Below are 10,561 nucleotides of genomic sequence, written 5' to 3'. Positions count from 1 at the left end.
CTTAAAACACTACACCCTGACTACGCAGGTAATCATCATAGGTGCCGCTGAAGTCGATCACGCCACTGGCGCTCAACTCGATAATGCGGGTGGCCAACGACGATACGAACTCACGGTCGTGGCTGACGAAGATCAGCGTGCCCGGGTAGTTCTCCAGCGCCAGGTTCAGCGACTCAATGGATTCCATGTCCAAGTGGTTGGTCGGTTCGTCCATGATCAACACGTTCGGCTTTTGCAGGATCAGCTTGCCGAACAGCATGCGACCTTGCTCACCACCGGAGATGACCTTGACCGATTTGAGGATCTCGTCGTTGGAGAACAGCATGCGACCGAGTGTGCCGCGAACGATTTGCTCGCCGCCCTGGGTCCATTGGCCCATCCAGTCGAACAGGTTGCAGTCGTCTTCGAAGTCGTGCGCGTGGTCCTGGGCGTAGTAACCCAGTTCCGCGGCGTCAGTCCACTTCACCGTACCGGCATCCGGGGTCAGTTCGTTGACCAGGGTGCGCAGCAGGGTGGTTTTACCGATACCGTTCGGGCCGATGATCGCCACGCGCTCGCCAGCTTCAACCTGGAAGCTGAAGTCCTTGAACAGTGTCTTGCCGTCGAAGCCTTTGGCCATGCGCTCGACGATGACCGCCTGACGGTGCAGCTTCTTGGTTTGTTCGAAACGGATGAACGGGCTCACACGGCTCGAAGGCTTGACCTCGGCCAGCTGGATCTTGTCGATCGCCTTGGCGCGGGAGGTCGCTTGCTTGGCTTTCGAGGCGTTGGCCGAGAAGCGGCTGACGAACGATTGCAGTTCCGATATCTGCGCTTTCTTCTTGGCGTTGTCCGACAGCAGTTGCTCGCGGGACTGGGTCGCCACGGTCATGTACTCGTCGTAGTTGCCCGGGAACAGACGCAGTTCGCCGTAATCCAGGTCAGCCATGTGGGTGCACACGCTGTTCAGGAAGTGACGGTCGTGAGAGATGATGATCATCAAGCTGGAGCGCTGGGTCAGAATGTTTTCCAGCCAGCGGATGGTGTTGATGTCCAGGTGGTTGGTCGGTTCGTCGAGCAACAGCACTTCTGGATCGGAGAACAGTGCCTGCGCCAGCAATACGCGCAGCTTCCAGCCTGGAGACACTTCGCTCATCGGGCCAAAGTGTTGCTCGATGCCGATACCCAGGCCCAGCAGCAATTCACCGGCACGGGATTCGGCGGTGTAGCCGTCCATTTCGGCGAATTCGGTTTCCAGCTCGGCCACGGCCATGCCGTCTTCTTCGGTCATTTCCGGCAGCGAGTAGATGCGGTCGCGCTCGGCCTTGACCTTCCACAGCTCTTCGTGACCCATGATCACGGTGTCGATCACGGTGAATTCTTCGTAAGCGAACTGGTCCTGGCGCAATTTACCCAGACGCACGTTCGGCTCGAGCATGACCTGGCCACCGGAAGGCTCAAGGTCGCCACCGAGGATTTTCATGAAAGTCGACTTGCCGCAACCGTTGGCGCCGATCAGGCCGTAGCGGTTGCCCGCGCCGAATTTGACCGAAACGTTTTCGAATAGCGGCTTGGCGCCGAACTGCATCGTGATGTTAGCTGTAGAAATCAAAGGTTTTTCCTGCGAAGCATTCAGAGTAGCTAGGGTTGCGGCAGTACCGATTCAGTACCCGTTTCCGGTATTCAAACCACGGGAAATGCATCCCGGTCAGAAGCGGAAGGTCCATCTGGCAATAAGTGGACAGCTGCATATGGAGCGCTTGGCCCGAGTCGAAGTGCGCTGAGACGGGGTTCATTCCCGTCATCAACCAAGGGGGGCGCGTAATGTTTGGCGGCGATTGTACTGGTCTGGCTCTTTAAGCGATAGGGCGTTGAGACCGCTCGCGCGCATTGACGGTATCCGCGAACAGATTTTCACATCTGTAAGCTAACAATTTGTGACAAACATTGGCTAATATGCGACTTTTCAACATGATGGCCGACAGCCGGTACCGTTTCGACAACAGCGCTATCGGGCCCGATGTTTTGCTTTCAGACGCTGCACAAGCCCAAGGGCCGCCAGGCTGGCAGGGAAGGCAGTTTGTTCACTTCTGACGTGTGACGATTTTTGTGAAACTGATCATCGCCTGTATTTACGTAGTCTCCATTGTGTACGTCCATTTGCGCGGACGCGTACGCCACAAGCCGGGCCGCCAACTGAGTGATCACTCTACATTTCTGGCGCCGCTCAATTGCTTCCTTTATCTGTTTTCGAAAATCCCCAACAAGCCTTATCTCAATCCGGCGGATTTCCCTGATCTGAGCCCGTTGCAGACACATTGGGAAGAAATCCGCGCCGAAGGCCAGAACCTGCTGAAGGCGGGGGAGATCAAACGCTCGGATCAATACGACGACGTTGGCTTTAACTCGTTCTTCAAGACGGGTTGGAAGCGGTTTTACCTGAAGTGGTACGGCGACAGCCATCCTTCAGCGATGAAGCTCTGCCCGCGCACCACTGAACTGGTGCAAGGCATCGGCTCGATCAAGGCGGCGATGTTCGCCGAATTGCCGCCGGGCTCGAAATTGGTTCGTCATCGGGATCCTTATGCCGGTTCCTATCGTTATCACCTGGGCCTTGAAACGCCGAACGATGCCGGTTGCTACATCAATGTCGACGGCGAGAACTACCACTGGCGCGATGGCGAAGCGGTTATGTTCGACGAAACGTTCATTCATTACGCGGAAAACACCACGCAACAGAACCGCATCATTCTGTTTTGCGATGTCGAGCGTCCGATGAAGTACCGCTGGGCGGCGGCGTTCAATGGCTGGTTCAGCCGTAACGTAATGTCGGCGGCAGGTGCCCCGAACGAAGAGGGCGACAGGACGGGTGGCTTAAACCTCTTGTTTACCAGAGTCTACAAAGTCCGCCTGCGGGCTAAAGCGCTGAAGAAAACCAATCGCCAGCTTTACTATTTTGGAAAGTGGGGGATTTTCAGCGGGTTACTGGCGGTGTTTGTCCTGATCTGAGCGCTGCATCACAGCGTATCAATCATCGCGGGCAAGTCGGCTCGCGATGAGGCCTTAACAGTCACCACCGGAAATTCTCCCGGGCATACAAGTCTTCAATCAAAGGCGCTTTAGCGCCCTTGATTGATTCCATGTTTTGACAAGTAATGTCTTCCACCACTTTCAGTGGAAAGCATTGAACTTACATGGCTTTCTTGACTTTTTCCCATTCGGCTTTGAGCTTGGTCAAAAAGGATGCCTTTGGTTCTTTGCCACAAACCTGAACCAACTCAGGCGTAACGGCGGCGATACCATCAACATCCACTACCTGATCTTCCACCTTACCCTTGCGGTTTACCATCTCCCCAATACCCACTGCGGTGGGTCGGAAACTTTCATCTACGGCAAGAAAGTCTTCACAGGTCCACTCTGAAACAGGTTTTTTCCCCGTACTGCCAGCGGCCATGGTCATTGAGCTGGCGGTTAACATCAACGCTGCAATAACGATCATTTTGCGTTGCATTATTGAATCCTCTGTTAATTAAATAATAACAACGAGGGGGGTGTTTTTCACGACGCCCGATCAACCATAGTCAAGCAATCCGTTAGTCGCCATAGAGCAAGGACATGAACAGGAACCTTTGGTCTGTTTTCAAAAATCCCAGGCAGGGCACTGCGGACCAAAGCGCTGAAGAAAACCAATCCCAAGCTTTATTATTTTGGAAAGTGGGGGATTTTCAGCGGGTTACTAGCGGTGTTTGTCCTGATCTGAATTATGTGTTTTGGCGGATTAAGCTATCGCGAGCAAGCTCGGCTCCTACAATKGATTTGCGGCGTACACAAATCMATTGTAGGAGCCGAGCTTGCTCGCGATGAGGCCATAATAAACACCGCAAAATCCGGAACTAGCCCCGAGAAGTCTTCGTAGCTTTTTTCTGCGAAACCGGTTTGGCTTTTCCGGCGCCTTTGTTACCCAGGCTGCGTTTCAGCAGCTCGGTCAAGTCGATCACATCCGCCGTTTTGCGCTCTTCTTCACCCGTCGCCGTCTCGACGTCCTCAATCTTGCCTTCATTGGCCTTCTTCTCGACCAGCGCCATGATCTTGTCTTCGAAACTGTCGCGGTAGTCCTCGGGTTTCCAGTCGGCGCTCATGTCTTGTACCAGACGCTTGGCCATATCGAGTTCGCCCTTGGCCAGTTCGGGCTTGGTCACTTCGCTGCCCAGCTCCAGCGTATCGAGGCTGCGCACTTCCGCCGGCCAGCGCAACATCACCAACACCATCGCAGACTCCAGTGGCATCAACGCCGCCAGGTGCTGGCGGGTGTGCAACACGACATGGGCGAGGGCGACTTTGTTGGTTTTGCTCAACGTTTCGCGCAACAACGCGTACACCTTGCCGCCACGTTTATCGGGGGCGAGGTAGTAGGGTGTATCGATGTTTTGCAAGGGGATCTGCTCACTGTCGACAAAGGAGAAGATGTCGATGGTTTGCGTGGATAACGGGTGCGCTGACTTGATCTCTTCTTCGCTGAGGACCACGTACCGACCCTTTTCGTACTGCACACCTTTGACGATGTGCTCCTTGGTGACTTCCTTGCCGGTGACCTTGTTCACGCGTTTGTATCCGACCGGCTCCATGCTGCGGCTGTCGAGCCAATCGAAATCCACCCCTTGGGAAGACGTCGCCGACACAAGCGCCACAGGGATATGCACCAGCCCGAAACTGATAGCGCCTTTCCAGATTGCCCGTGCCATGGCCGTGTTCTCGCAAGTGATGATCAGGTGACCTGTGGCCTTGTGCAAAAGTTTCAGCCAGTTGCGGTCCGGTCAGGGCGGGATGGTCGTCTCGTGTTACATCTTATGAGGGAGGTTTTAGTTAACAAATCCGAACCCCGGGCGTAGCGTGCTATCGAAGACTCTATCCACGTAGAGAGGCTCCCCCATGAACAGATTTGTGCTCGGCTGCACCGTATTGGCGATGAGTGGTTTGCTGAGCAGTCTGGCGCACGCATCGCCATCACCAATATTGCTGCTGGCCCAAAGCCCGACGGGGGCATCGAGCAATCCTTACAACAGCCCGATTCGCCGGGCCAACCCGAATAGCATGCAAGGCTCGCAATCCAGCGCCCCGGCCATGCGTGGGCCGAATACCGTGCCGGTGCCGCGCCCTCCGACCCTGGAAAACGGCGGCATTGGCAACCGATATCCCCAAGGCCGATCGGTACCCGCCAGCCCACCGATATTCATTCCCAATCCGCCTCAGCGAGATACAGGCACCGGCAACCGTTGAGCCGGAACGACAAAAGGAATCGTGCATGTTGCGTAAAACCCTCTTGGCCACCCTGTGTGCTTGCGCACTGATCACCGCTGCAACGCCCGTTTTCGCCGCGCCGGTCCAGGAACTGCCAAGCGAACAGGGCACCCTTGAAGTTGCCACGATCACCAAGGGGCTGGAACATCCGTGGTCCCTCGCGTTCCTGCCCGATCGCAAGGGCATGTTGGTTACCGAGCGGCCCGGCAACCTGCGTGTCGTCAGCGTTGACGGCAAACTGTCCGCCCCGATTGATGGCGTACCGAAGGTCTGGGCCAAGGGGCAGGGCGGCTTGCTGGATGTGGTGCTTTCGCCTGACTTCAGGCAAGACCGCACGGTGTATTTGTCGTATGCCGAAGGCGGCGGTGCGGGCGACAAGGCGGGCACGGCGRTCGGCCGAGGGCAACTGACCGAAGACTTGAAAACCCTCAAAAACTTCAACGTAATTTTTCGCCAGGAGCCGAAGCTCTCCGTCGGCAACCACTTCGGCTCGCGACTGGTGTTTGATCGCGACGGTTATCTGTTCATCACCCTCGGCGAAAACAATGACCGGCCAACGGCCCAGGACCTCGACAAGCTACAAGGCAAAGTCGTACGGATCTACCCGGACGGCAACGTGCCGGACGACAACCCCTTTGTCGGTCAAGCCGGCGTGCGCCCGGAAATCTGGTCCTATGGCCAGCGTAACCCGCAAGGCGCTGCGCTCAATCCGTGGACCGGTGTGCTCTGGGAGAACGAGCATGGGCCTCAAGGTGGCGACGAACTGAACATCATCGAGCGCGGTAAAAACTACGGCTGGCCGCTCGCTACCMACGGCATCAACTATTCCGGTCAGCCAATCCCGGAAGCCAAGGGCAAGAACGCCGAAGGCACCGTGGGGCCTCATCATGTCTGGGAAAAATCCCCGGGCCTGAGCGGGATGATGTTCTACGACGGTGATCGTTTCAAAGCCTGGCAGCACAACGTGTTCATCGGTGCGCTGGTTAGCCAGGAGTTGATCCGTTTGCAGTTTGATGGCGATAAAGTCGTTCACGAAGAACGCTTGCTCGGTGAACTCAAGGCCCGGATCCGGGATGTACGGCAAGGCCCGGATGAGTATTTGTATGTGCTGACCGACGAAGACGACGGGGCGTTGTACAAGGTTGGCCTGAAATAACCCTGGCGCAGCCTGCATCCGGTAGCCCCGAACGTAGAGGTGCAACCTGTCACTTACAAAAGCCAATGAAAATTGACCATTGACTTGCCAACAGCCCAAGGCTAATTTTCAGCCATGACTTCCACCGTATTGCGCTGCCAGCCAAGCATTATTACCGCCATTCCTTATTTGGCGGGCTAGCTCACGACTGCAGCACCCAACCCGCCCTAGAGGCGGGTTTTTACTTTCTGTCTCCAGGGCTCCGAACATAGCCAGGAGACGACCATGAGCAGCACTCTCGCCCAGCAAAACTTGCTTGAGCATTACGTAAAAAAAATCCTCGCCGCGCCGGTGTATGAACTGGCGATACGTACGCCGTTGCAAGCGGCGCCAGCGCTCTGCGAGGCGTTGGGCAATCAGATCTTGCTCAAGCGCGAGGACTTGCAACCGACGTTTTCATTCAAGATTCGCGGCGCCTACAACAAGATGGTGCAACTCAGCGATGAGCAAAAGGCGCGCGGCGTGATCACCGCGTCGGCCGGTAATCATGCCCAGGGCGTTGCGCTGGCAGCGAAAACGTTGGGGATTGCCGCGACCATCGTCATGCCGCGTACTACGCCGGAACTGAAAGTGCTCGGGGTTCGAAGTCGCGGGGCGCAGGCGGTGTTGCACGGCGAGAGTTTTCCGTTCGCCCTCGACTATGCGTTGAACCTGGCAGAACAAACCGGTCGCACCTTTGTTTCGCCCTTCGACGACCCGGACGTGATCGCCGGGCAGGGCACGGTGGCGATGGAGATCCTGCGCCAGCATCAAGGCTCGCTCGACGCGATCTTTGTGCCGGTGGGCGGTGGAGGTTTGATCGCCGGCATCGCCGCGTACGTCAAATACCTGCGACCTGAAGTGCGCATCATTGGTGTCGAGTCAGAGCATTCGGCGTGTTTGGCGGCAGCGCTCCAAGCGGGCGAGCGGGTTGTCCTGCCGAACGTTGGCACTTTCGCTGATGGCGTGGCAGTGGCGCAGATTGGCGCTTACGGATTCGAAGTCTGCCGGTTTTGCGTTGATGACGTATTGACAGTCAGTAACGATGAACTTTGCGCCGCCATCAAGAACATCTACGACGATACCCGCTCGATCACCGAACCGTCCGGCGCGCTGGCGGTAGCGGGCATCAAAAAATACGTGGCGCAAACCGGTGTCCGCGGTCAGACGCTGGTGGCCATCGACTCGGGGGCTAACATCAACTTCGACAGCTTGCGCCACGTGGCTGAGCGCGCAGCGTTAAGCTGCGCGCCTGTGTGAGGTGGGGGGAAGTTACTCCTGAATGGCCTTCTCGACCTTGCTCGACGCCGACCAGATCCGATAGCGGACTTCGATGTCTTTTGGCACGTAAAGCACAATCGGCAACTTGCTGTTGTAGCGCAGCAAGAAACCGTCTCCCGACACGGGTACGAAGTCTTTTTTGCTCGTACCGTCCGGGCAGGCCATGAGTGTGCTCATCGGGCCGATGACTTTTTCCAGTCGGTAGAACGGGTAGCCCCAGCCTTCGAGGTTTTTCTCGTCGAGCATCCCGCCCAGACGTTGGCGATTGCAGTCCACGGTCAGAGTCTTGCCAGCAAGGATTTCGACCTGGAAGTCGTCCTCTTTGGTTTGTGGGGCGAGGTGAATGACCTGGCGGGTAAAGCCGCTTTCGGGTTTGGGGAAGGGAGCGATGGATTCGAGCGTTGCGGCATGAACGATGCTCGACAGCCCGGCAACCATTAGTCCGACAGTCGTGGTAAAGGTACAGGAACCCATAATGCCTCCTTGCTTGTAATCAATTTGTAGCGCCATTCTTACTGCGCTCAGGCGCTAATGCAAACCCGGCGGTTTACATCGGTAATTTGCAACACGGTCTTGGGCTTTTCTTGCAGATTGCACGGCAGTTTTTCTCAGCCCAGGCGCTAAGCCATTGATTTTCCGATGAGATGCACAGCGAAATTCCAGGCATGTTTTATGCTTTGTCTGTTCTTAAGCTGGCCGAACTGCATATGAGCCAGCATCGATCATTGATTGGCAATCTCACAAAGGAGAGGGTCGCCATGTTTCTATCTGCCTTGGAACTTCGCAACATCATCGAAAGCAGTTTTTTGCCCAAACGCTGCCAATGCACACTGTCACCGGATTTATTGATGACTGTAAAAGTGTATGCAGACGTTCAAACCGATTTGCTGGAACTGAACGTGACTGGCATTGATGCCTCGACACTGAATGGCTGTCGGGAAATCAACGAGTTGATTGCCGGGCTGCGTACCCAACAGCAACCTGTCGTCGTTTCCCACCCCTGGATGAGTAAAGCGCATTAACCCGCGGTTTCGAACGCTATCGACACGCGCCGGGTCTGAAGAAACCCCAGGCCCAGCGCCAGTTCCGCCAGCACCGCAAGCAAAATTCCCGGCCCGGCATGGCCATTGAGCCATTCGCCGAAACTCAGCGCTGCCAGTCCAAAACACCCGACCATAAAACCGCTGGTCAATGCGTTGCGAGTCACCGACGGCGGCTCGTTTCGAACCCAATAGAAGATCAAGCCCAACGCCGCGAACACCACAGCGCTGCGCCGCGCAACAAAGCCTGCCGTTGAGGAAAACTCGATATCCCAAATCGCCAGCAACCAGTCAGGCGTCAAGCCCCAGACCAGTGCCAGTACTAAACAGAGTGCGGCGGTGAATATCGACATCGTACGAAACGACAACTGCATAGCGAATCCTTGCGGCAGTGAGGGAGGCGCTCAGCATAACGCCAGAACCCTCACAGTAAAACCGCCCGGTTTCGAACCAGACGTTTCAGTCAGTTGTAATAAAAATTACACGCGTCCGAAAGCTTCCTGTAGCTGAGTTCTTGAGGCCTGCCGGATTTGTCGATGTACTTCATGTCGGCGATAACCACCTTGCATTCATCGCTTATCGGTTCTGTCAGGGACACGACTTTGCCCACGTTCAGCGTCATGCCGTAGTGGTAAGGCGTGGCATTGGAAGTAGTAGATGTGGACGTGGACGTGTCGTAGGCCTGGGCAAGTCCGGCAAACCCGGTGCAGGCAAGGGCGGAGGCAAGAAGCAACATGCGATTGTTCATGTGACGATCTCCAGTGCAGGCGGAAAATCAGCTCGACGAAAACGTCGAACCTGCCGCACTGGGCGTCAGAAGCGTCTGAGGGCGTGCGGTCCAGTAGAATTTTGGACCTCAACGTTAAGTGAGAGTTAACCCAGCTGTACGCCGCCTGTCGCGACAGGATGAACGTCTGTCGGATGTTTCGTCAGGAAAGCCTTTACGGCATCTTCGGCTTGGTCCTACAGGGTCAGGTGACTTGTCGACTTTCGCCTGTTGGGTGGTGGGGATTACTGTTGGGGCTCGCTGCAAAATCAGCGATCGGGTTTGGTCACCTGATGCCATCTCACATATGTGTGCCATCATTCGCCCTGCGGACATCCAAGTCCTCGTAGTGCGTTGCAATGGTGGCTGTGTGCTGGACGCCTTCGGGCGAACCGATTTGATGGTTTCGGTTGACCAAGCCTGTACACAGCCGCCTCCCATCGTTTGGTCACGGTGCTGGCGTTACTTATTAACCATCGAGTAATTACTATGCCAACGTTTAAACCATTTCCAGATCGCTATCGTTCACTCAATAGCGGCGTTACCGATTCAAGTCCTTTGGTGATCGACACCGAAGCCAATCCCCAAGACATCCTCGAAGCCGCGCTACAGCGAGTACGAGCCTCCAGCCAACTACTTGAAACCCTTCATTGCCAATGCTTCAAGCACGGCGATGTTCAGGATATTCCGCACATTACTCACGCGCTCTATCTGCTGGCACAGGATGGGTATGACCTGTTGGCGGTTGCTCAGCAACGGATGATGGGGTGGAAGGCGCCGGTCTGACGGTTGATCCCTATAGAAAAATCCAGCGCTGGCAGGCGCTGGATTTATTGTTGGTGCGCCAGGCATGGCGCGTTGCGCGCAAGCGCAACCAGCTTGGCTGTGGTGGCCAAGCTGGTGACTTGGAGGTGAAAGTCCTCTACACACCCGGCAAGGGGAAGTGTTAGCCAGAGGCAAGGGTGTCGCGGGTGACTGCGAATCTGAAGGAAGCCCGAGGCAAAATGCTGGCCTGACGAACAG

12 protein-coding genes and 1 pseudogene are annotated in these 10,561 nt (G+C 56.0%); 7 read left to right on the top strand and 6 right to left on the bottom strand.

The genetic code is table 11. The annotated features are described in order from the left end of the window. Position 1 precedes the first annotated feature (1 nt). Entirely contained in the window at positions 2-1,591 is a 1,590-nt protein-coding gene (locus AC1DSG_RS21795) for an ABC-F family ATPase (protein ID WP_477792731.1), read from the bottom strand. A gap of 497 nt (positions 1,592-2,088) precedes the next feature. Here AC1DSG_RS21795 and lpxO point away from each other — a divergent pair, with 497 nt between their 5' ends. Further along, on the top strand, positions 2,089-2,988 hold the full coding sequence (lpxO, locus tag AC1DSG_RS21790; RefSeq protein WP_477792730.1) for a lipid A hydroxylase LpxO: 900 nt from the start codon (positions 2,089-2,091) through the stop codon (positions 2,986-2,988). A 181-nt stretch (positions 2,989-3,169) separates the two neighbouring features. Here the strand turns inward: lpxO and hdeA are convergent, their stop codons facing one another. Both hdeA and ku read right to left on the bottom strand, forming a co-directional pair. Then, a complete protein-coding gene (hdeA, locus tag AC1DSG_RS21785; RefSeq protein ID WP_477792729.1) occupies positions 3,170-3,490 on the bottom strand; it encodes an acid-activated periplasmic chaperone HdeA in 321 nt (106 codons plus the stop codon). Between the two features lie 382 nt (positions 3,491-3,872). Next, positions 3,873-4,721 carry a non-homologous end joining protein Ku gene (gene ku / locus AC1DSG_RS21780; RefSeq protein ID WP_477792733.1) on the bottom strand — a complete coding sequence of 283 codons (849 nt, stop codon included), beginning with the start codon at positions 4,719-4,721 and terminating at the stop codon, positions 3,873-3,875. Between the two features lie 187 nt (positions 4,722-4,908). Here ku and AC1DSG_RS21775 point away from each other — a divergent pair, with 187 nt between their 5' ends. From AC1DSG_RS21775 to ilvA, 3 genes and pseudogenes are all read left to right on the top strand, one after another. Beyond that, positions 4,909-5,256, top strand: coding sequence for a hypothetical protein (locus tag AC1DSG_RS21775; RefSeq protein ID WP_477792728.1), 348 nt, complete (start codon positions 4,909-4,911; stop codon positions 5,254-5,256). Between the two features lie 25 nt (positions 5,257-5,281). Continuing rightward, entirely contained in the window at positions 5,282-6,433 is a 1,152-nt protein-coding gene (locus AC1DSG_RS21770) for a PQQ-dependent sugar dehydrogenase (protein ID WP_477792727.1), read from the top strand. Between the two features lie 264 nt (positions 6,434-6,697). After that, positions 6,698-7,693, top strand: a pseudogene (gene ilvA / locus AC1DSG_RS21765) (threonine ammonia-lyase, biosynthetic); the annotation flags it as partial. 30 nt (positions 7,694-7,723) lie between these two features. Here the strand turns inward: ilvA and eco are convergent. Beyond that, entirely contained in the window at positions 7,724-8,206 is a 483-nt protein-coding gene (gene eco / locus AC1DSG_RS21760; protein ID WP_477792726.1) for a serine protease inhibitor ecotin, read from the bottom strand. A gap of 284 nt (positions 8,207-8,490) precedes the next feature. Here eco and AC1DSG_RS21755 point away from each other — a divergent pair, with 284 nt between their 5' ends. Beyond that, the gene (locus AC1DSG_RS21755) at positions 8,491-8,754 is read left to right on the top strand and encodes a DUF1652 domain-containing protein (RefSeq protein ID WP_477792732.1); all 264 of its coding nucleotides are present in this window, start codon (positions 8,491-8,493) and stop codon (positions 8,752-8,754) included. On the opposite strand, the gene AC1DSG_RS21750 is transcribed toward AC1DSG_RS21755, so the two are convergent. Further along, the gene (locus tag AC1DSG_RS21750) at positions 8,751-9,146 is read right to left on the bottom strand and encodes a hypothetical protein (protein ID WP_477792725.1); all 396 of its coding nucleotides are present in this window, start codon (positions 9,144-9,146) and stop codon (positions 8,751-8,753) included. The two genes, AC1DSG_RS21755 and AC1DSG_RS21750, sit on opposite strands and share 4 nt — an antisense overlap. A gap of 89 nt (positions 9,147-9,235) precedes the next feature. Next, on the bottom strand, positions 9,236-9,520 hold the full coding sequence (locus AC1DSG_RS21745) for a DUF2790 domain-containing protein (protein ID WP_477792724.1): 285 nt from the start codon (positions 9,518-9,520) through the stop codon (positions 9,236-9,238). A 507-nt stretch (positions 9,521-10,027) separates the two neighbouring features. Here AC1DSG_RS21745 and AC1DSG_RS21740 point away from each other — a divergent pair. Then, positions 10,028-10,324, top strand: a complete 297-nt coding sequence (locus AC1DSG_RS21740) for a hypothetical protein (RefSeq protein ID WP_223512563.1) — start codon at positions 10,028-10,030, stop codon at positions 10,322-10,324. Then, positions 10,306-10,488 (top strand): hypothetical protein, encoded by a 183-nt coding sequence (locus AC1DSG_RS21735; protein WP_477792723.1) that lies wholly within the window; start codon positions 10,306-10,308, stop codon positions 10,486-10,488. The genes AC1DSG_RS21740 and AC1DSG_RS21735 overlap by 19 nt, the downstream gene beginning before the upstream one ends. The last annotated feature ends 73 nt before the right edge of the window (positions 10,489-10,561 follow it).

Source organism: Pseudomonas sp. P5_A12, assembly GCF_056400685.1.
The sequence above is the reverse complement of the archived record's forward strand: the minus strand, read 5'-3'. Positions and strand labels throughout refer to the sequence as shown.

Bases quoted from the DNA above. Each gene is read 5' to 3' on its own strand.
- AC1DSG_RS21755 (WP_477792732.1), top strand. From the start codon at position 8,491: ATGTTTCTATCTGCCTTGGAACTTCGCAACATCATCGAAAGCAGTTTT.
- eco (WP_477792726.1), bottom strand. From the start codon at position 8,206: ATGGGTTCCTGTACCTTTACCACGACTGTCGGACTAATGGTTGCCGGG.
- AC1DSG_RS21750 (WP_477792725.1), bottom strand. From the start codon at position 9,146: ATGCAGTTGTCGTTTCGTACGATGTCGATATTCACCGCCGCACTCTGT.
- hdeA (WP_477792729.1), bottom strand. From the start codon at position 3,490: ATGCAACGCAAAATGATCGTTATTGCAGCGTTGATGTTAACCGCCAGC.
- AC1DSG_RS21775 (WP_477792728.1), top strand. From the start codon at position 4,909: ATGAACAGATTTGTGCTCGGCTGCACCGTATTGGCGATGAGTGGTTTG.
- AC1DSG_RS21745 (WP_477792724.1), bottom strand. From the start codon at position 9,520: ATGAACAATCGCATGTTGCTTCTTGCCTCCGCCCTTGCCTGCACCGGG.
- AC1DSG_RS21740 (WP_223512563.1), top strand. From the start codon at position 10,028: ATGCCAACGTTTAAACCATTTCCAGATCGCTATCGTTCACTCAATAGC.
- ku (WP_477792733.1), bottom strand. From the start codon at position 4,721: ATGGCACGGGCAATCTGGAAAGGCGCTATCAGTTTCGGGCTGGTGCAT.